The 19,433-nt window shown below is 68.9% G+C and carries 14 protein-coding genes and 2 tRNA genes; 6 read left to right on the plus strand and 10 right to left on the minus strand.

Going from position 1 to position 19,433, the window contains the following annotated elements:
• The first annotated feature begins 328 nt into the window (after nucleotides 1–328).
• The gene (locus D7Y04_RS10575) at nucleotides 329–1,291 is read left to right on the plus strand and encodes an ADYC domain-containing protein (RefSeq protein WP_158627482.1); all 963 of its coding nucleotides are present in this window, start codon (nucleotides 329–331) and stop codon (nucleotides 1,289–1,291) included.
• Here D7Y04_RS10575 and D7Y04_RS10580 read toward each other — a convergent pair.
• Together D7Y04_RS10580 and D7Y04_RS10585 are read right to left on the minus strand one after the other, a co-directional pair.
• A complete protein-coding gene (locus D7Y04_RS10580) occupies nucleotides 1,283–5,050 on the minus strand; it encodes a bifunctional serine/threonine-protein kinase/formylglycine-generating enzyme family protein (RefSeq protein ID WP_233601344.1) in 3,768 nt (1,255 codons plus the stop codon). The genes D7Y04_RS10575 and D7Y04_RS10580 overlap by 9 nt on opposite strands.
• Entirely contained in the window at nucleotides 5,047–6,570 is a 1,524-nt protein-coding gene (locus tag D7Y04_RS10585; RefSeq protein WP_121759130.1) for a sigma 54-interacting transcriptional regulator, read from the minus strand. Before D7Y04_RS10585 ends, D7Y04_RS10580 begins: the two co-directional genes overlap by 4 nt.
• Before the next feature lie 233 nt (nucleotides 6,571–6,803).
• Here D7Y04_RS10585 and D7Y04_RS10590 point away from each other — a divergent pair, with 233 nt between their 5' ends.
• Nucleotides 6,804–8,390 carry a DUF4403 family protein gene (locus tag D7Y04_RS10590; RefSeq protein ID WP_158627483.1) on the plus strand — a complete coding sequence of 529 codons (1,587 nt, stop codon included), beginning with the start codon at nucleotides 6,804–6,806 and terminating at the stop codon, nucleotides 8,388–8,390.
• 443 nt (nucleotides 8,391–8,833) lie between these two features.
• On the opposite strand, the gene D7Y04_RS10595 is transcribed toward D7Y04_RS10590, so the two are convergent.
• The 3 genes from D7Y04_RS10595 to D7Y04_RS10605 all read right to left on the minus strand — a co-directional run bounded on the left by D7Y04_RS10595 (nucleotide 8,834) and on the right by D7Y04_RS10605 (nucleotide 11,928).
• Entirely contained in the window at nucleotides 8,834–9,442 is a 609-nt protein-coding gene (locus D7Y04_RS10595) for a hypothetical protein (protein WP_147477078.1), read from the minus strand.
• A gap of 149 nt (nucleotides 9,443–9,591) precedes the next feature.
• On the minus strand, nucleotides 9,592–10,044 hold the full coding sequence (locus tag D7Y04_RS10600) for a YciI family protein (RefSeq protein ID WP_121759337.1): 453 nt from the start codon (nucleotides 10,042–10,044) through the stop codon (nucleotides 9,592–9,594).
• Nucleotides 10,045–10,164: 120 nt separating this feature from the next.
• Nucleotides 10,165–11,928, minus strand: coding sequence for a SulP family inorganic anion transporter (locus D7Y04_RS10605; protein ID WP_158627484.1), 1,764 nt, complete (start codon nucleotides 11,926–11,928; stop codon nucleotides 10,165–10,167).
• A gap of 172 nt (nucleotides 11,929–12,100) precedes the next feature.
• On the opposite strand from D7Y04_RS10605, the gene D7Y04_RS44005 reads away from it, so the two are divergent.
• The 4 genes from D7Y04_RS44005 to D7Y04_RS10630 all read left to right on the plus strand — a co-directional run bounded on the left by D7Y04_RS44005 (nucleotide 12,101) and on the right by D7Y04_RS10630 (nucleotide 16,924).
• A complete protein-coding gene (locus D7Y04_RS44005; protein ID WP_158627485.1) occupies nucleotides 12,101–13,597 on the plus strand; it encodes a HAMP domain-containing sensor histidine kinase in 1,497 nt (498 codons plus the stop codon).
• A complete protein-coding gene (locus D7Y04_RS10620) occupies nucleotides 13,587–15,014 on the plus strand; it encodes a sigma-54 dependent transcriptional regulator (protein ID WP_121759339.1) in 1,428 nt (475 codons plus the stop codon). The genes D7Y04_RS44005 and D7Y04_RS10620 overlap by 11 nt, the downstream gene beginning before the upstream one ends.
• Nucleotides 15,015–15,108: 94 nt before the next feature.
• Nucleotides 15,109–16,185 (plus strand): hypothetical protein, encoded by a 1,077-nt coding sequence (locus tag D7Y04_RS10625; protein WP_121759134.1) that lies wholly within the window; start codon nucleotides 15,109–15,111, stop codon nucleotides 16,183–16,185.
• 34 nt (nucleotides 16,186–16,219) lie between these two features.
• Nucleotides 16,220–16,924: a hypothetical protein gene (locus D7Y04_RS10630; RefSeq protein WP_121759135.1), complete on the plus strand. Its 705-nt coding sequence runs from the start codon at nucleotides 16,220–16,222 to the stop codon at nucleotides 16,922–16,924.
• Here D7Y04_RS10630 and D7Y04_RS10635 read toward each other — a convergent pair.
• The 5 genes from D7Y04_RS10635 to D7Y04_RS10650 all read right to left on the minus strand — a co-directional run bounded on the left by D7Y04_RS10635 (nucleotide 16,891) and on the right by D7Y04_RS10650 (nucleotide 19,353).
• Complete coding sequence (locus D7Y04_RS10635; protein WP_121759136.1) at nucleotides 16,891–18,255, minus strand: amidohydrolase family protein; 1,365 nt, start codon at nucleotides 18,253–18,255, stop codon at nucleotides 16,891–16,893. The two genes, D7Y04_RS10630 and D7Y04_RS10635, sit on opposite strands and share 34 nt — an antisense overlap.
• 58 nt (nucleotides 18,256–18,313) lie before the next feature.
• Nucleotides 18,314–18,390 (minus strand) — tRNA-Asp (locus D7Y04_RS10640).
• Nucleotides 18,391–18,403: 13 nt separating this feature from the next.
• Nucleotides 18,404–18,475, minus strand: a tRNA-Val gene (locus D7Y04_RS10645).
• Nucleotides 18,476–18,612: 137 nt separating this feature from the next.
• Nucleotides 18,613–18,741, minus strand: a complete 129-nt coding sequence (locus D7Y04_RS46370; RefSeq protein WP_255428401.1) for a hypothetical protein — start codon at nucleotides 18,739–18,741, stop codon at nucleotides 18,613–18,615.
• Nucleotides 18,742–18,855: 114 nt separating this feature from the next.
• Nucleotides 18,856–19,353: a Spy/CpxP family protein refolding chaperone gene (locus D7Y04_RS10650; protein WP_121759137.1), complete on the minus strand. Its 498-nt coding sequence runs from the start codon at nucleotides 19,351–19,353 to the stop codon at nucleotides 18,856–18,858.
• Nucleotides 19,354–19,433 lie beyond the last annotated feature (80 nt).

The following is a 19,433-nucleotide window of genomic DNA, read 5'->3' on the forward strand; positions in this document are numbered from 1 at the left end:
CATGCCCTCCCGCAGGCATCAGGCGCAGAGACATCCCGAGGATCATCGTCGTGATCATGCGAGTCCTTGAGCTCCACGGGCTCCCTTTCCGAACAGGGCTCCAAAGCAAGACGTGGGCCGTGGCGGCCCGCCCCAGGCGTATGGGCCGGGTGTCAACCCGGTTGGACAGACATGTCAGCCCTCCTGGACAGAGGAGCCAGCCCGCCCCTGGGAGCGGCGGGGCATGAGACTTGCTCAGGTTTCGGATGCCGTGCCGCCCGCCTCGGGGAGGCGGTCATCCTGGAATGAGAGGTCGTCCATGTGGAGAGTCCCTGGAAGCGTCGTGCTTGTGTCGCTGGTTCTCGTGGGAGGCTGTGCCCGGCAGAAGATCGCGCAGGAGCGGGAGCAGGACTCCCAGGTGAGGGAATCGGGTCCCTGCCCCGATGAGAGCCTTGCCTTCCTGAACTGGAGGGACCACCTCCCCCAGGGAGAACTGCTTCGGGGGCTCTGCCTGGAACGCGCCCTCTGGGTGGAGCGGGTGGGGGACTCGGATGACTTCCGCGCGCACACCGCGACGGACGCCGAGGTCATCGACTTGAAGATCACCCAGGCGTCAGTCGTGACGCGCCTCAATGGAGGGGACACCCTTCCGCTGTACACAGTCACCACGAAGGACGGGAGGAGCTACTGTCCGAACGAGGGCTACGCGCCGCTGCCCGAGGAGATCCAGAAACACTGTCCCCCGGGCCAGACGTCCTGCGCTTATTTCGAGGAGCTGAAGGGCCGGGCCATGCTCATCCCCGGCTCCTGGCGGAACAACCGCTGGAGCGTCAGCGGCAATGAGCAGACGGTCTCCTGCATCACGGGCGCGATCGCCAAGTGCATCAAATGGGGTTACAAGCCCGGGGCCCTGCTCGGCGGGGATTCCCGGAAGCCCCTGGGAGATGCTTTCCAGGCATGTGTCCGAGCGGCCAGGGCCGACTACTTTGGGGACGGTGTTTCGTATACGTGCGCCAATACGAAGATTGACATGTATGACAAATGGGGGGTCAATCAGAAGGAGATTTCCGGGTATGGGTTTGAATCGCTCTGGGACGCGAACGGGCTGGTGTGTCTGAACCGGGCCCGCTACCCGGATTGCTCGAATCTGACCGCCGTGCCGGACTGCGCGGACCCCGTGCCCGGAACGGGGCAGCCTTGGACCGGCGTCCGGGGACTCATCGGGGTGTCCTCGGATCCTCATCACCTGCAGGATGGCGCGTGCCCCGCGGCCTTCGATGCCTGTCCCATGCCCGCCGCCTTCTCACGGTGAAGGGGATGGGGGGGCGTCCGCGCAGACCCTGAGCCCGATGGTGGGGTCCAGGGTCCCCGGCTCGACGACCGTGCGGTTCGCGGCGAAGGCAATCCACGCATCGTAGTACCAGGCTCCGCCGCGGATCAGCGCCTCCTCCCGGGACGCGACGGAGCGCACCCATTCGTAGACATTGCCCGCGGTATTCAGCAACCCGAAGGGGCTGGCCGTGTCCGCGTGGCCGTCCACCTCGTCGGGGCCATAGGCCCGGCGCTGGTAGGTCTCATCGATGGTCGCCTCCGTCGGGGCCAGTTGGTCTCCGTGAGAATAGAGCCTGCCGTCAGCGCCCCTCGCCGCCCGCTCCCACTCCAGTTCGTCGCAGCGCCGGGCACCGGGCACCTGACCCGTCCGGGACAGCCAGTCGGTGTACGCATCCGCATCGTGCTGGTCGATGGCCATGATGGGAAAGCGCTCCCAGTCCTGTGCCTTGTCCCGCCCGGGGATGCGCAGGGACTTGCCCTGCTGCGCGGAGACCTGGGCTTCTCCGGTGCCCAGGGTGAGCGTCCACCGACCGTCCCGGCCGCGCTGGAGCTGGAGGGGCATGGGGGCGCCCTTGGACTTGGGCAAGTGTCTCGCGCGGTCGGCCTCGGAGGCCTGGTCCTCCAGGAACCGGATCCACTCTCCGAACGACACCTCTGTACGCTGGACGAGGAACGCCCCGGTCCGCTCCTCGTGCAGGGGCGTGGCGCGCAAGAGGCCCCGGCGCGGGACGTCGGGCACGGTACTGCCGTAGAGGAAGGTCCCTGGCGGCACGTAGATGAACCCCTCCGGCACGTCGCGCTCGAAGGGCAACCACTGCGAGAGCGAAATGGACTCGCCGGGGGCGAGCAGGAGGGGGTGGCGCACCACGACCCGGCCTGGCGCCCGCAGGGTGAGCAGGTAGGAGCCGGGGCCGTCGCCCAACGTGACGCGGGACCAGGGCGCCCGCAGCGACAGGCCCGTGGGGACGAGCTGCCGGCGCGCCCCGTCGCCTTCGTAGCGCTCCAACTCCACCTGGGCGTCCGGAGGGTCGGTAGTGAGCGACAGCACCGGGGGACGCCTGAGAGCCGCCTCACGCGAGCCGTCCGGGTCGTAGGTGCGCAGGCGCTCCAGCAATTCGTGCTGTCGCTCCGGGTGATGGAACGCGTCCGCGAGTTGGAGCCGGTCCATCAGGACGTCTCCCAGCAGCGACCGCACGCGCGCATCCCCCGTGCCGAACGCCAGGGCCCCCTCCAGGATTTGCGCGGCCCGCGACAACAGGGCCTCCGCGCGCTCCGCGGCCTGCGTGGCCTGCGTCCACAGGCGTTCCGCCTCCTTGCCGCGCGCCGCAGCCTCCTGGGACGTGGCGGCCGTCTGGACCTTGAACCCCGCCAGGGCCTCCGCGCGCAGCCGGACCGCTTCGTCCCGGGTCTGGTGTCCCCGGTCGAGCTCTACGCTCGCGGCCTCCAGGCGCTCCTCCACCTTGCGCCGCAGCTCCCAGTCATCCCGCAGGCGAAGGGACCCGAGGCCCAGCAGGAGCGTCAGAGGGGCTGCTGCCATCAGGCCCCACCGCCGGGTGCGCTTGAGTCGCGCGGCTGCGCGCGACGCAGCCAGGAACCGGGTGCCCAGGCTGGAGGTGTCCTCCGGGGTCAGGGGCAGCGCTTCAGTGAGCTGGCGCCCGCTCCACAGCAGCTCCGAGGCCCGCCCCAGGCGCTCCCACTCCCTGGCGGCGGCCTCCACCCGCTCGCACACCGGACGCTTGCCGGCATCCGCCTCCAACCAGCCGCGCAGTTGGGCCCAGCCGTGCAGAAGGGCCTCGTGCGCGACTTCGTAGACGGTCTCGCCGCGCTCCTCCCTCGCGACCAGCATCCGGCCCTGGACGAGTGCTTCCAGCACCGGCGCCGCATGGGGCACCGTGGACTCGAACTCCGTCTGGGACAGGCGCAGCCGGGTTCCCTCCGGCGTCGACAGCCGCAGGAAGATGCTCCGCGTGGTCGCGACTCGCGCGGGGGGCAGGCTCGCCACCACGCCATCCGCGTGGCGCGACAGCGCGCCCGTCACGCCTCCAATCGCGGCGAGCGCGGAGGCGGGGATGCGTTGGAGGATCGCGTCGCGTGCATCCCAGAGTTCTGCCATGGCGAACTGGAGCAGCGGCAATCCTCCCGCTGCGGTGTCCGAGGAGGCCACCAGGGTCTCGACGACAGCGTCGGACTCGAACGTCACCCCCTTACGACGGGCCGGCTCCACGATGGCCGACCGCGCCGCTGGAGGGGACAGGCCGCGCAATAGATAGAGGCCGCGCGGCACGTCGTCCCCCAGGACGGGCAGGCCCGCCAACTGGGTGAGGAAGTCCCCTCGCACCGTCACCAGGACGCGCAGTCCACGGGTCTCGCGCAGCAGCCAGCCCAGTGCCTCGCCGCAGGCCGTCGCCTCCGCGGCGGGTGCCTGGGTGAAGAGCTCCTCCGCCTGGTCCAGCAGTATCGAGAGCCCCGCGGTGCGCCCGAGCACCCGTTGCAACTCCCGGCCGAGTCCCTGGGGATCGCCACGCAGTTGTTCGGTCAGGGCGCCTTCATCCCGGCCCATGGCCCCGGAGAGCGCCGCCGCCAGGGCGGCCAGCGGATCATATCCCGGCACGAAGGTGACGGTGCGGTAGGTACGGCCATCCTCGAGTGCCCCCTCGGCGAGGGACGTCAGCACGGCCGCGCGACATAGCGACGACTTGCCCACGCCTGAGGGGCCGGTGACGACGACGAGCGGGTTGCCGCGCAGCCGCTCCACGACCTCCAGGCGCTCCGTCTCCCGGCCGAAGAAGAGGCTGCGGTGCCGCGCGTCGAAGGGCTGGAGACCCCGATAGGGATTTCCCTCCGGGATCTCCGCGAGGATGTGGGGCTCCTCCAGCGCGGCGAGCGCCCCGCACAGCTCATCCGCGGAGCCGTAGCGCTCTGCCGGGTCGCGCTGTAGGCAGCGGTTGATGATTGCCTCCAGCCGGAGATCCACCGCCTCTGCCCGCTGACGCAGGGACGGAGGCTCCATGGCCTCCCAGTCCTCGAGCGAGGTGGACGGATCCAGCGCGTGCCGGGGCGCCACGCCCGCGCACAGTTCGTACAACACGGCCCCTGCTGAATAGAGGTCGCTGGCGCGAGTGGCCGCGGCGCCCTGGAGCGTCTCGGGGGCCATGTAGAGCGGCGTCCCGACCAGTCCCCCCGCGCCCGTCAGCGGGCTCGTCAGGGGGGGAGGGGGCGCGCCCGAAGGGGCATCGTCCAGGGCCTGCGCGGACTCCGCGAGCAGCTTGGCCAGCCCGAAGTCCAGCAGCTTGACCTGGTCTTCCTCGGTCAGCATGACGTTGGCAGGCTTGATATCGCGGTGGAGCACTCCGGCGCGGTGTGCGGCGGCGAGCCCGCGAGCCAGGCTGACGCCAATACGCGCCACCTGTCTCCAGGGGAGGGGACGGGGCAGGGCTTCCAGGCTCTGGCCACGGACGAACTCAGTGACCAGGTAGGGGTGGCCCTCCAGGTCGCCCACGCGGTGGATGGCGACCACGTTGGGGTGGGACAGCCGGGCGATGGCGCGCGCCTCCACCAGAAAGCGCCGCCGGGCGCGCGAGTCCGGCCGCACCATCGCCACGAACTTCACGGCCACGGAGCGCTCAAGCAGGGTGTCCTCGGCCAGGTAGACGTGTCCCATGCCACCCCGGCCGATGAGCTGGAGCAGCCGGTACTCCTCGATGAGCGGCGGGGGCTGCCAGCTCGGCGGAGGGCTCATTCCTCCTCCTCGTCACGCTCCAGGCCGAACCCCGCGATGAGGTTGTAGACGTGGGCGCGCGACAACTCCATCCGATCCGCCGCCTCGGAGATGTTCCAGCGTGACTCCTTCAGGGTGCGCGCCAGCAGCTGCTTTTGGAACTGCCGCGTGGCCTCGTGGTAACTGAGCGACCGGGGCTTGTCGGGTTCGGAGGAGGACTCGGGGAAGATGTGGCGACGGTCCACCTGGGGCGCACCCTCCACGCCCGCGCGGGCCACGGCGGCTTCGATTTTGTTGGCGAGCTCCCGGACATTCCCTTCCCACGCCACCACCTGAAGGGCCAGGAGCGCGCCAGGGGACAACCGCAGCCGGGCCCGTTTCTGGGACTCGCAGGCCTTGGCGCAGAAGTGCTCCGCCAGCGTGGGGATGTCCTCCCGGCGCTCCTCGAGCGAGGGCATGACGATGGGGAGGACCTCCAGGCGGTAGCGCAGGTCGTCCCGGAAGGTCCGGCGCGCGACGGCCGCCTTCAGATCGTTGTTCGTCGCCGCCACCACCCGCACGTCTGCGACGAGCGGCTCCGTGCCGCCCACCCGGAAATACTGTCGGGACTGGAGGAATTGGAGCAGCTTGGCCTGGACACCCAGTGGCAGCTCGCCAATCTCATCCAGGAATAGCGTACCACCCTCGGCCGCGTCGATCTTACCCTTCATCAGCTTGTCAGCGCCGCTGAAGGCCCCGCGCACCGCGCCGAACAGCTCGCGTTCCGCGAGTGTCTCCTGGAGGTTCGCGCAGTTGAGCTCCACGAAGGGCCGGCGGGCGCGGGTGCTGTTGTCGTGGATGAGCCGGGCGACCTGGGTCTTGCCGGTGCCGGACGGCCCGGTGATGAGCACGGAGATGTCGCACGATGCGGCGACGGCCACTTGTTCCAGCACCCGCGCGATGGCGGGGCTACGGCCAATCACAGACTCTGTTCGCAGCCGTTGGCGCACGTCCAACGTGGGGTCCGGCCCCAGCTGCTGCCGGCGCAGCAGGAGCCGGTCCGCGAAGGTGGCCAGGTAGTGGGTGAAGCGCTCCACCCGGGAGCGGTCCTCCTCGGAGAAGGGGCCGGGCCCGATCCGGTCCTGGAGATAGACGACGCCCAGCGGTGGGTGCCCGATGGGCGAGCAGAGCACCGCCCCAGTCCGATTGCGCTGCACGCTGCGCCGGTCCGCGAAGCGCGGATCCTCCAGCGCGGACGCGGAGACCACCGTCTGCCCGGACGCCACCGCCGCCCCCAGCACACCGCGCGACACCCGGTCTCGGATGGCCTCGACGTCGGCGTCGTAGCACCCGTGCGCCATCCACAGACGCGGGGTGTTCGCGTTGCCATGGGTTTCAAGGATTTCCAGATAGCCTTGTCGTGCCGAGGAGCTCTCGACGATGAGGGCGAGGGCTTCTTCGAGAAAGGGCTCGATTTCGTCCTTTCCTCCTAATTCCAGCAAATTTCGGTAGAGGTCGCGTTCTTGCCGCAGGCTCAGCACGTCCTGGGAGACGTCTTGCATTGGTCCAATCTAACCAATGCGCGGGCGCAAGGCCATGACCCGGCGTGTGTCAGGTGGATTGGACAGTCATTCCAACCGCGTGGACAGAGTGCAGGGGCCCCTGTGGGAGGCATGGCTGGCGCGGAGATTGCTCCTGCACCCGGCGCCGGAGACGTAGATGTTTCCGGCGGATGCATCCCTCAACAAGTCAGTCGGGTGTGGGTTTGCCCGACGCAATGCACGAGGAACTCCACATGGGGCATCTCTTCCGGACCCTCTTGGCGACGATCCTGATGCTGGGCACGATGGGGTGGGGCGCGAGAGCGCTGGCGCAGGACGCGCCGCGCCCCGTCGAGGACTCCACGGTCACGGTGCCTGTATCGCTTGACCTGGGAGCGGGCCGTGCGTTGCTGCTCCAGCAGCTCCCCAACCCGCTGGTCGCGGGGAAGAAGCGACAGAAGATCCCGGTGCACATCACCACCCTGGTGCCCACCAAGGTCATCGTGGATGTTCCCCGGCAGAAGCTCATCAAGGTCGTCGAGAAAGTTCCGACGAAGGTCAAGATCGGACTGTGTCTGATGAACCCCTCATCCTGCCTTTCAACCATCATGGTCGACAAGGTGGTCGAGAAGTGGGTCACGGTCATCGAAAAGGTCGAGCAGACCTTGATGAAGCCCGTGAACTCGCTGAACCCCTTCGACGTGGAGGTCGAATACGGGGCCGTCGCGACGGACGTGGACTTCGACCTCCAGGGCGAGGTGCTGAGCGCGAGCGTGACCATCGAAGCCTTTGTCAAGGCGGGGCTCGACGCGTCCATCGTCAAGGTGGGAGCCCTGAGCTGCGGGGTCGGTGAGCCGAAGCCGCGGATCCGGTTGACCCTGACGGGGCCGGTCCGGTGGAGCGAGGCGGGAGCGCTGGCGTTCACCCAGACAGGCTGGAAGCTGGATTGGGAGCGTCCCTGCCAGCTCACGGCGCTCGACATCAAGGCGGAGGATCTGCTCGACCTGCCGGTCGTCCGGGACCTCGTCCGGAGGAACATCGAATCGGCGCTCTCCCGGCTGCCGGCGTCCTATTCGCTCCAACCCACGCTGGCGAAGGCATGGGAGACGTTGGGCCGCCCCGTGAGCCTGCATGAGGGGGCCTGGCTCCAGTTCCATCCCGTGGCCCTGGCGGTGGGGCCGCTGGAGGGCCATGGGAAGACGGTGAGCACGGTGGCCTCACTGAAGGCGCGTCCGACGGTCACCTACGGCGATCAACCTTCGGCCTCCGTCCTGCCCCTTCCCGCGCTCGACCTGGTGCCACCCGCCTCGCGGGGCTTCAAACTGACTGTTCCCTGCACGGTGGACCTGAAGATGGCGGAGACGCGCCTGGGGCCGCTTCTCTTGAATGCTTTGTCGGAGCTGAGGCTGCCGGTGCAAGTCGACCGGGTGGCACTCCGGGGAGACACCCAGGGGGCGCTCGATGTGACGCTTCACCTCAAGGACGAGCTCGTGGACCGGATCCGCATCCGTGCGACACCTCGCTTCGACCCGGAGCGACAAGAGATCGAGATCGTGAACCCGGTTGTCACGGTGGAGGCGAACGATGCGCTCAAGGAACTCTTCGTGCCTGGCACCCAGGCCCTCGTGCTGAAGACGGTCGGTGAGTGGGTCCGCTTTCCTCTCGATCCGATCTGGCGCAAGTCGATGCAGGAGCTTCGTCAGGCCTCGTTCCGGGGGGAGGGTTACGAGGTGAAGGTCCAGACCGAAACCCTGCGGCTGGTGGAGCTCCAGGTACTCCCCGATACCCTCCGTATCGTGGGCCATGCCGAAGGGACCGCCTCGGGGACGTTCAATCTCTAAGCACCCGGACATTGCCCACCCCCGGCATGGGACCGCTGAGGGTGGACGATGCGGTGCGTGAGCGACTGCGGGAAATTGGCCGCTCAGCGGATGTGGAGACGGACGAGCGGGACCGCGTGCAGAGGGCCTGGGTGCCAGGCACGAAGATGAGCTTGGTGCACAAGCAAAAGCCGGATGCCGTCTTCCATGCCAGAGCGCGCCTGCTGCGTTTAAAGAAGAGCCCGAGAGGGGAAGTGAGACCTCTACTTCTTGGACGAGTGCGGCTTCAGTCCGACTCAGCCCCCCGGCTACAGCTGGGCCGAGGGCCTTCATTGGCCGAGCCTGGAGCGAGCCCGTGTTGCTCAAGCTCGCCTACGCGCAGGCCTCGCACGCGCGGCGCAAGCCTGGATTCGTCCGGAGCGTGGACCTGCGCGGCGCGCAGGGGAGGGCGGAGGCTTCGGCTGCTACATGAGGCCGAAGCCCTTCTTGACGAGAAGCCTTTTGGAGGAGCTCGCCTTCACTGTGGTGAGCTCGATGGTGTCTTCGCTCACGCCAGTGACGTCCTCCTTCAGCTCACCGACGAACTTGCCGTACTCCCCTGTCTTGGGATTCAAGACCAGGATGGAGACGATCTCGTCGTAGCCGTAGATGTCGAACTTGCACGACAGCCCTCCCATGCTTCCACATTTTTGCTTGATCTGGTGCGCGGCGTTCGTGGCGAAGCTGTCCAGGATGCCCCGGGCCGCCAGACAACTGTAGATCTTGATGGTGATGGCCTTGTCGGTCAGCCCGTCCGCGAGCAATCGTGCGGCCAGTTGATGCGGCTGGAGGATTTCCTGGGTGCCAGGCTCCCTGGGGCCCCGGTCGACCATGCGGTTCGGCGTCACGTCGCCGTGGCCAATGATGTAGAGCGTGTCACCGCTCTTCAGGTCCTCGAGCGGTTTGTCCGGACCGTGTCGCACCCGCACCAGTTCCTTGGTCCAACCCCGCGCCACCTCTGCATTGATCCACCTGTCGATGAGGTCTTCGATGCAGTCGCTCTTGAAGGGGTTATAGAGAAACACTCTGGGCATGTGCGTCATTGCACCATGCGTCACCCTTTGAAGTCGAGCCGCACGGGCCCATCTCCGTTCTGCCAATGCATTGCTCGCGCTACAGAAGTGGGTCGACCGACTCACCCGAAGTCTTCGCGACGACGAGTTGTCGCCGCTGCCCTGGGCCGCTACTTCCGCGGGGGCTTCGGCGCTTCCGCGGGCGGTGCCTTGGGGAAGGCGAGGTAGCCCTTCTCGGTGTACCAGGCGAGTACCTCCACCTGCATCCGGCCCGCCTTGACCATTGGGTCCTGCTCGGCGAGCTGCCGCGCCTCCTGCTTCGTGGCCGTGCGGTAGATGCATGCGCCGCGCATGCCCACGTCGTCCTGCTCGTCGAAGGGGCCCGCGAGCACCATCTTCCCGCTCTCCCCCATGCGATTGAGGTGCGCGAGGTGCTCGCCCTGCAGCTTCTGGAGGGCGTCGGGCTCCATCTTGGGCGCGTTGGGCGCGCGCTTGAGCAGGACGAGGTAGTGCTTGTCGAACTCGACCTTCTCCTCGGCCGGGGCCGCGGCCTTCGTTGCCTGCGCGCCTGGCGCGGCAGGAGTGGAGGAGAGGGCGAGCAACAGCAGCGTGGTGGTGAGCATGGTGTGGGGCACCCTAGGGGGCTGACCCGACATCGCGCCATTGTCCCGCGGTGAAACCGGGTGCTCCGCGAGCCGGAACCATTGAGGCTCCGGCTCGCTGCTGCCGTTGAGCGCGGCGGGCTATCCGCCCCGCCCCTCGAGCGCCAGCCCGCTGCTGTGCGCGGCGGTATACGCGTGCGCGGGGTGGGCGACAGGCTCCTCCACGGGCGCGGGCTGCATGAGGCCCGCCCCCAGGAGCGCACCCTCGAGCGAGCCGTGCATCCGCCCTTCGAGCAGGTGCTTCGACAGCGGCTCGAGCGCGGCCTCCAGGTGGGGCGGCACCTTCACCAGCGCCAGGTGCGCGCTGCGCACGGCGAGGAACTCCGCCAGGTACTGGAGCGTCGCCACACCGGCGGCGTCCACCAGCGACACCCGCGACAGGTCGATGACCACCAGCTTCGCCCAGGGCGGACCGTCCACGAGGTCGTAGAGCTTGAGGTGGTTGATGAACAGGATGGGCCCGTCCACGCGCGCCACCATGAGGTCCAGCGCCTCGGGGGCGTTGGGCGCTTCCGGCGCCTGCATGTGCAGGCCGCGCTGCAGCTGCGACGCATCCGTCACCCGCTGCACCTCCAGCCGCAGGGCGCCATGGCGACGCACGTAGAGGAGGCTCGCCAGCGCGAGCCCGGCCCCGATGCCGACAAACACGTTGAACATTGCGATTCCCAGCGCGGTGACGAGCACCACGCTCAACGTCGACTTGGATTGATTCCACATGGCAACAAGGCCCTCCAGATTGAGCAGGCGCACCCCCACGACCAGCAGGATGGCGGTAAGTGCGGCAATGGGGATGCGCGCCACCAGCGGCGCGAGCAGCGCCATGGCCACGAAGAGCCACAGTGCATGCATGACGGAAGCGGCGCGGGTGCGCGCGCCCGCTTGAATGGAAGCGCTGGCGCGCACGATGGCGCCCATCACCGGGAAGCCGCCAATAAGTCCGGCGGTGATGTTGGCCAGGCCTTGCGCCATCAGGTCCTGGTCCAGGTCACTGTGGGTGCTCGCACCCGTGAGCGTATCGAGCGAACTCGTCGCGAGCAGCGAGCCGAGCGACGCAAGCAGCGCGAGGCCGAAGGCCGCCGGCAGGAGGCTCGCGAGGTGCACGCCCTCGAAGGACGGCAGCGTCGGCATGGGCAGCGAGCGCGGCAGGGCGCCCACCGCGTCGTAGCCCGCCCCGAGCCAGACCATGAGCACGGTGCCAATCGTCAGCCCCACGAGCACCGCGGGGATGCGCTTGTGCACCTTGGGCAGGGCCACCATGGCCAGCGCCGTGAGGGCTCCGGCGGCAACCCCGAGCCAGCCCACGCGCTCGCCCCAGTTGTGCTGCAGCGCGAGCGCCACGGCGTCCGCATGCGTGTCCTCCACCGCGAACAGCCGCGGCAGCTGCGTGTTGAGCAGCAGCAGACCAATGCCCACCGTGAAGCCCATCACCACAGGCCGTGGGATGAGCCGCGCGAACCGGCCGGCGCGCATGAGCCCCAACGCCACCTGCATGGCGCCCGCGAGCACCGTGGCGATGGCGAGGCCCGCGGCCCCGTGCGCCGCCACGATGGCCGCGGCCAGGGGCAGCAGCGCCGCCTCCGGGCCCGTGACCTGGAAGCGGCTGCCGCTGAGCAGCCCGCCCACGACGCCTGCCACCACGCCGGAGACGAGCCCCACGCTCGCGGGCAGTCCCGCGGCGGTCGCGAGCGCGACATTGAGAGGAAGTGCCACGCACGCCACGCTCAGGCCGGCGGCTGCGTCGGCTGGCAGGCTGCTGGGCTGTACCATCTCGCGCCAGCTGTGGATGAGCTCGCCCGCACGCCGGGTCGAGAAGGATGGCTTGGAGAGAGCGGTCGTCGAACGCATGGACGACACGCCTTTCAGGTGCCGTGCCAAGGGCCTTCTCAGAGGGGAGCGTGCCCCGCTGTCGGTCCATCCCCTCAGAGCCCCTGTCGGCTCGGACCAACACTGTTGGGACCGACAGACGGCCGTGCGAAGTGACGGGCCGTGCGCGCGGACGCGGGTTAGATTGCGCGCCATGTTGGTGCTTCGACTGCGTGCTCGGCTCCTGTTGTCCTACGCGGTGGTTACCGCGCTGCTGGTGGCCGCCTTCTCCCAGATGGCCGTGGGCCTCATGCGCACCCACGAGGTGGTGGCGAGCGTGGGCCACGAGGAGCTCGCCTCCTTCGAGCGAGAGCAGCGCGTGTACGTCGCGGCCTGGGCGCTCGAGCTGGCGGTGCGGCGCGGAGTGGTGGCCTGTGAGCAGCACGACAGCAGCGCGGCCTCCGTGCACCGCGCTGTCGCCAGCGCGCGCCACGTGCTGCAGACCGCGCTCGGCACCGGCACGGTGCATCTGGATGCGGGCATCCGCGCGAGCGCCCAGGACTATGTGCAGTACGCCCTGCAATTGGAGCAGGCCGGCACCTGTGAATCGATGCTGTCGTTTCCCCTGCGTGAGCGGCGGCTGCACCTGGATGAGGTCCTCACCACGGTGTGGTCCGAGCGCACGCGGGACATGCGCCTGGCCATCCAGGCGAAGGAGGACCAGGCGCGCTCCATCGGGTCGGCGGCGCTGAGCTCAGGCGGGCTCTTCGGCCTCCTGGGCATCCTCGCCGCGGGAGTGCTCGCCTTGTCGCAGGCGCGCGCGGTGTCGAACTCGGTGGCGCTGCTCTCCACGCATGCGCGCCGCATTGGCCAGGGTGACTTCAGCCCGCTGCCTCCCTTGCGCGGCCCCGAGGAGCTGCGCGCGCTGTCGCTGGACCTGGATCGCATGCGGGGGCGCCTGGCGGAGTTGGATCAGCTCAAGAGCGCGTTCGTGGCCTCGGTGTCCCACGACCTGCGCACGCCGCTGGCCCGGGTGCGCGAGGCCCTCTCGCTCCTGGGCGATGGCAGCACGGGCCCCCTGACGCCGCAGCAGGCCCGCGTGGTGAAGCTCGCACAGGCCGCGTGCGAGCGTGAGATTCGCATGGTGACCTCCGTGTTGGACCTGTCTCGCGTGCAGTCCGGCCAGCCGCTGCAGCGCAATGCCGGGGCTTCGGTGGACCTGATTGTCCAGAACGTCCTCCGGGACCTCACCTTCGAAGCGGATGAGCGCAAGGTCCAGCTGGTGTACGAGCCAGCCGCGAAGCCCGTGCGTGCGCCCATCGATGACCCCTTGGTCGAGCGTGCCCTGTCCAACCTGGTGAGCAACGCCATCGCTGTCTCCAGCGCGGGCAAGACGGTGCGCATCACGTGTGAGCTGGTGACCCGCAAGCGCCCTGGCGCCGCCAGCTCCGTGCCCGCGGTCCAGCTGTCCGTCGCGGACCAGGGCCCGGGCGTGCCCGCGCACGCGCGTGATTGGATCTTCCGGCCCTTCGCGAGCCTTGAAGTGGGCGGGCGCCGCAGCACGGGGCTGGGCCTGACCATCGCGCGCGAGATGATCACCGCGCACGGCGGTGAGCTGTCACTCGCGGACACGTCCGGGCCCGGCGCCACCTTCACCTTCTGGATTCCCCTTGAAGACCCTGCGTCCCCTGGAGGCCGTCTTGACGCCTGAGTCCCCCGTCCAGCAGCCCCACGTGCTCCTGGTGGACGATGACCTCCAGCTCGCGGAGCTCATGTCCATGCGGATGACGTCACGCGGCTACCGCGTGACCGTGGAGGGCGAGGGCAAGAGCGCCCTGCGCAGGCTCTCGCAGGAGCGCGTGGACGCGATGGTGCTCGACCTGCGCCTGGAGGACATGGATGGCATGGACGTGCTCCGGGCCGCGCGACAGCGGGCCCCCGAGCTTTCCGTCATCATGCTCACCGCGCACGGCTCCATCGAGACCGCGGTGCAGGCCATGCAGGAGGGCGCCTACGGCTTTCTCACCAAGCCGTTCCACGACCATGAACTCATGCAGAAGCTCACGCATGCGCTCGAGCGCTCGCTGCTGCGCCGGGAGGTGGCCGAGCTGCGGCGGCGCATGGGGGAAGAGGGCGAGCCCCTGCTCCTGGGCATCAGCGAGGCCATTTCGCGCGTGCGCGAGGTGATTGCCCGCATTGCCCCCACCGACGCCACCGTCCTGCTCACCGGCGAGAGTGGCACCGGCAAGGAGCTGGCGGCGCGGATGCTCCACGTGCTCTCGCGCCGCAACGCGGGGCGCTTCGTCGCCGTCAACTGTGGCGCCCTTCCGCCAGAGCTGCTGGAGAGCGAGCTGTTTGGACACGTGAAGGGCGCGTTCTCCGGCGCCGTGCGCGAGCGCGAGGGCCTGTTTGGCGCGGCCAACGGCGGCACGCTGTTCCTGGATGAGATTGGCGAGGCGTCCCCGTCCGTGCAGGTGAAGCTCCTGCGCGTGCTGCAGGAGCAGCGGCTCACGCGCGTGGGCGCGGACGTGGAGGAGTCCGTGGACGTGCGGGTGGTCGCCGCCACCAACCGGGACCTCGCGGAAGAGGTGGCCGCGAAGCGCTTTCGTCAGGACCTCTACTTCCGGTTGCACGTGGTGCCCATCGAGCTGCCGCCCCTGCGCGAGCGGCTCGAGGACATCCCCTTGCTCGCGCAGCTCTTCCTGGAGCGCACCGCGAACCGCTATGGCCTGCGTCCGCCGCGCCTGGCGCCCGCGACGGTGGAGTTGATGCAGCGCTATGGCTGGCCTGGCAACGTCCGGGAGCTCATCCACGAGATGGAGGCCGCGGTGCTCCTGGCCGGCACGGACGAGCTGCAACCGCGACATGTGCCCCGCCTGGGGCAGGCGCTGGAGCGGCCCCCCACCGAGAGCGCGCAGCTGCCGGGTGTTCCCGTCGGGGATGAGGCCTTGCCCTCGCTGCGCGAGGCCCGCGATGCCTTCGAGCGCGCCTACCTCGCGGAGGCCATGCGCCGCAGCAGCGGCAGTGTCAGCGCCGCGGCTCGAATGGCCGGGCGCAACCGGAGCGACTTCTACGACCTGCTCAAGCGGCACGGCCTGTCCGCCGCTGACTTCAAGGGAACACCCTAGGGCGGGTCCTCACGCCATACCCACAGTGCCCTGGCGTTGGCATTGCAAAACCAGGGAAAAGCAGGCGAGCCTTACGCATTCCCCGGGAGACACCATGGGCAAGATGAAGACGACCTCCTCCATCAATCAGGCCAGGCACTCGGTGCAGAACAACCCGATTGCCTCCAAAGCCCAGGTGCAGGCCGCGCAGACGCAGGCGCAGGCCAAGCCGAAGAAGGAGCCGGCCCTCAAGCCGCCCCCGGAGCACAAGGTCTTCACGGACGGCTTTGGCGGCGCGGTGTACGGCTCCAAGAACCCGGACAAGACGCTGAAGCTGGACGACGGCAAGGCCCTGACGAACGAGCACCAGCGGCTGGCGGGCCTGGAGGCGAATGCGCGCACCGAGGGGGTGAAGGGGCGGAAGGAGGGCGGCGCGGGCCTGAGCAAGAACACCAACTTCTTCGCCACGTCCTTCGGCGCGGTCCACACGCAGGGGGCCTACACGAAGTCGGCGGGCTCCACCGTGCCTCCTCCGGAGGCGATGAAGCGCATGTACCACCCCAACGTGCATGACCTGACGAATGACGGCAAGCGCGTGTCCGTCAGCGGGATGAAGGACTCGTCGACGAAGACGCCCGGTTACGAGTTCAGCGGCTCCAAGGTCGCGGGCTCGGACGACTTCGGCCGCACGCCCAAGCGCAACGCGCTGCAATCCGGAGCGCCCGCGGAGGCCCGGTACTCGAAGCCCAATCCGCCCAGCGCGGACTTCAACACGACCTTCGCGCACAGCGAGCAGTCCGACGCCGCGAGGCTGATGGCGCCGGGCGCGGCGAAGGACATCGCCGCGTCCTTCAAGGGCACGCTGCCGCCGGGTTCGAAGATCCACGCGGTGACGTACAGCGGCCACACCACGCGCTTCACCTGCGCCAACTGCGAGTACACGACGGGCCACCTGGCGAAGAACCCGGGCCTGTTCCGCAAGGACCTGAGCGCGGAGTTGCAGGCGCAGGGCTTCCAGGTGCCGAAGGACGGCGTGCGCCTGTTGCCCATCATCTCCGCCCACGAGAAGACGAACGGTGTGCGGCAGAATCCCCAGACCCCGCGCCGTCCGCTGGAGGCGGGGGAGGTCGACCTCAAGGACCTCGCCGGCAAGGGCAAGTTCATCGAGACGCCGCTCGCCAACGTGAAGTGAGCCTCGCGCTCCTTTCCTCCAGGATCCGCTTTCGATGATGACCTCTTCCGAGACGCAATCGCTTCGCCAGCTCGCGGATTGTCAGACGCCGGAGTACGGCGCGGTGTCCGTGCATGGCGCCACCTGCACGGACGACGGCTGCCTGTGCGACACCGTGAACCTGAAGGTGACCGCGGGCGGCGAGCAGAAGGCCCTGACCCTCACCTCCGACGGCACCTTGTTGGATGACGAGCTGCGCCCCGCTGAGGACCGCTGGGGCGGCGTCGTGCGCGCGGCGTCGCAGGCGCCCGGCTTCCAGGAGGGCTTCGACACGCTGGTGACCCAGCGCCGCACGCAGGTGCTGGAAGCGATGGGCCGGCTGGAGGGCGCCTTCGAGGTGCAGCTGCCGGAGTCGCTGCTGGGTGAGGGCGCGGACCTGGAGCGCGACATCCTGGGCCGCGTGGAGTTGGACGGGCAGCGCTACGCCTGGCGCATCGAGCTGTGCTCGGACCCCAAGTGTGAGTGCGAGAACCTCTTCCTGGTGGTGTGGCTGCCCGGGGAGCCCCAGCGCGCCGTGTTCGCCATCACCGCGGACGGCCGCTGGATGGTGGAGCAGGCGGGGAACGCGGCCCTGACCATGGACGCGGTGGAAGGGGCGCTGGTGGCCACTGAGGCGTTCCAGGCGCTGCTCGGCCAGATGCGCGTGGAGCGCATCCTCCAGAAGTATCACCGCTCCTTGCGCGGGCTTTCGGCCGTCTGAGGCGGGCCCACGACCACCTGCCCGTCCTTCATCACGAACCGGACCTGCTTCAACGCCCGAATGTCTTTCAGTGGATTTCCCTCCACCGCGAGCAGGTCCGCGAGCTTGTTCGGCGCGAGCGAGCCAACCCGGTCCTGCATGCGCAGCAGCTCCGCCGCGTTCACGGTCGCGGCACGCAGGATGTCCACGGGTTTGAGCCCCGCCTCGGCATAGGCGATGAACCACTTCACGGTGGCCTGTCCGCGCGTCAACCCTGGCATCACGATGTACATGTCCGAGCCGGCGGCGATCCGCACACCCGCGGCCACCGCGCGGCGGAGGCGCTCCTGGGCCTTGGCCATGTTTTTCTTGCAGCGCTCCTTCATCTGACGCCGGCGCTCGGCATTGCCGGTCTGGGTATCGAAGGAGTCGCACACGTCCATCGGGCCATCCGTCGGGACCAGGAAGATGCGATTGCGGACCATGGGCGCCAGCACGTCATCGGGGAGCGAGTACCCATGCTCGATGGAGTCGACGCCCGCCTGGACCGCGATGCGGATGCTGTCGTCGGTGGTGGTGTGCGTCGCCACCGGGCGCTTCATGCGGTGGGCCTCCTCGACGATGACCTTCAGCTCCTCCAAGGAGAGGAGGTTGTGTCCGTTGTCGACGATGACCTTGATGCAGTCCGCGCCGTCCATGAGCGCTTGCCGCACGGCGCGCCGGGCCTCCTCCACGCCGGAGACGGTGACGTACTCCTGCTCGATGAGGGACTGCGCCGGAGGTTGGAGCGTGGGGAACTGACCGCCCTGGGGAGCGAGCGCGCGGGTGCAGGCGGAGATGCGCGGGCCCTGCACCCAGCCACGCTGGATGGCGTTGCGCAGTGCCACGTCGCCGTTGACCCCTGAGTTGCCCACGTCGCGCACCGTGGTGACGCCCGCCTCGAGCATCTCGCGGCCCAGCTTCGCGCCCATGAGCGCGCGCTCGGTGGTGCCGTTCTGGGCGACGGGGGTGAGGAGGCCGTCGACTCCGTTCTCCGGGTCGACCTCCAGCAGCAGGTGCGAGTGCGCGTCGATCAGCCCGGGCAGCAGGGTGACGTCGCCCAGGTCGATGACCCGTGTCCCCGAGGGGATGGGGAGGCCGGTGCCCACGGCCTGGATGGACGAGCCTTCAATGAGCACGACCGCATCCGGAAGGAGCCGCTCACTCTTCCCGTCGAAGAGCCTGGCGGCCCGGAGGGCGATGCGCGGGGATTCCGAGGGGGAGGGCGTCTGGCCCCAGGACGGCAGGGAAGCGCAGCACAGGAGGAGCGCGCCAACGACAGTCGACAACAGACGCTGGGACCGGGAGGGCAAGGCGTGACTCCCCAGAAAAGCGAAAGGCCCGGAACCTTTCGGTTCCGGGCCTCTCTAGTGGCGAGGAGTACGGGACTTGAACCCGTGGCCTCCGGCGTGACAGGCCGGCGTTCTAACCAACTGAACTAACTCCCCACAAAAATCTATATGGGCGGAACAGGGATTGAACCTGTGACCATCGCCTTGTAAGGGCGCCGCTCTACCGCTGAGCTATCCGCCCTGCGCGGCCCCGCCGTGATTCAGTGAGGCGGCTTGTACCGTCCTCGTTCGGCCCCGTCAAGCATCTGTTTTCGGGCCCCCTGAATCACGCTCCGCTCCCTCGGAAGGGGGCGGATCCGACGGGCGCGGATCCGCCTGCTAGGCCCGTACCTTCCACCGACGCACGCGGCGGCGGGAACGGGGAATCATCACCACGGCGCCCACCAACAGGGCCACCGGCACGAACACCAACATCGTCTGCATCATCGCCTCCATGCCCGACAACATACGGAGGCCGTCTGACATCCTGACGGGGAGTTCGTGACTTTCAGGAAACGACATTCCAAGCCGCCGGGTTTCCGGCCGCCCTGACGAGCAGGGGGCCGGACTGGCGGTGAGGAGCTATTCGCCTGGGGGAGGACCGCCCCGGCCGCCGTGGCCAGGGCCATGCGAGCGGCGCTCCGATTCCAGGAGCGTGCGGGCCTGGGTCTTCTGGGCGTCCGTCAGGACCTGCTCGGCCTCCTGGTAGGCCGCCATGTCGTTGGTGCGCAGCTGCTCGAACAGGCCTCGCGCCTGCTCATGGGCGGCCTGGTCCTGTGCGGACGGCGTGCCCTGTTGTGTGCCTCGGTCCGGCGGCGCGGGCGGGCGCAGGGCCTCCAGGGACTGCTTCACGGGTGCGTTCTTCGCGTCGAGCGCCGTTTGGATCTTCGTCAGGCTCGCGGCCTGGGCGTCGGTGAGGCCCAGGTCCTGGCTGTGGTCGATGAGCACCTGGACGGGCGATTTGCGCTCGAAGGGGGGCGGCCGGCGCGCGCCCTGGGACGCGTCCTGCGTGGTGGTGGTGGATCCGGCGAAGGTGGGAACGGCGAACAGCAGGCCCAGCATGAACAGATGGCGCTTCATGGTGATGGGTGCCTCCAGATTGCGCGTGAGACCGCACCCGGAAGCCATTGGCCTGATGGCACGGTGGACACCGTGAGGGA

Source organism: Corallococcus sp. AB038B, assembly GCF_003668955.1.
GTDB classification, from domain to species: domain Bacteria; phylum Myxococcota; class Myxococcia; order Myxococcales; family Myxococcaceae; genus Corallococcus; species Corallococcus exiguus.

Bases quoted from the DNA above. Each gene is read 5' to 3' on its own strand.
- D7Y04_RS10625 (WP_121759134.1), top strand. From the start codon at position 15,109: ATGGGCAAGATGAAGACGACCTCCTCCATCAATCAGGCCAGGCACTCG.
- D7Y04_RS10630 (WP_121759135.1), top strand. From the start codon at position 16,220: ATGATGACCTCTTCCGAGACGCAATCGCTTCGCCAGCTCGCGGATTGT.
- D7Y04_RS10605 (WP_158627484.1), bottom strand. From the start codon at position 11,928: ATGCGTTCGACGACCGCTCTCTCCAAGCCATCCTTCTCGACCCGGCGT.
- D7Y04_RS10595 (WP_147477078.1), bottom strand. From the start codon at position 9,442: ATGCCCAGAGTGTTTCTCTATAACCCCTTCAAGAGCGACTGCATCGAA.
- D7Y04_RS10600 (WP_121759337.1), bottom strand. From the start codon at position 10,044: ATGCTCACCACCACGCTGCTGTTGCTCGCCCTCTCCTCCACTCCTGCC.
- D7Y04_RS10590 (WP_158627483.1), top strand. From the start codon at position 6,804: ATGGGGCATCTCTTCCGGACCCTCTTGGCGACGATCCTGATGCTGGGC.
- D7Y04_RS10580 (WP_233601344.1), bottom strand. From the start codon at position 5,050: ATGAGCCCTCCGCCGAGCTGGCAGCCCCCGCCGCTCATCGAGGAGTAC.
- D7Y04_RS10585 (WP_121759130.1), bottom strand. From the start codon at position 6,570: ATGCAAGACGTCTCCCAGGACGTGCTGAGCCTGCGGCAAGAACGCGAC.
- D7Y04_RS10650 (WP_121759137.1), bottom strand. From the start codon at position 19,353: ATGAAGCGCCATCTGTTCATGCTGGGCCTGCTGTTCGCCGTTCCCACC.
- D7Y04_RS44005 (WP_158627485.1), top strand. From the start codon at position 12,101: ATGTTGGTGCTTCGACTGCGTGCTCGGCTCCTGTTGTCCTACGCGGTG.
- D7Y04_RS46370 (WP_255428401.1), bottom strand. From the start codon at position 18,741: ATGTTGTCGGGCATGGAGGCGATGATGCAGACGATGTTGGTGTTCGTG.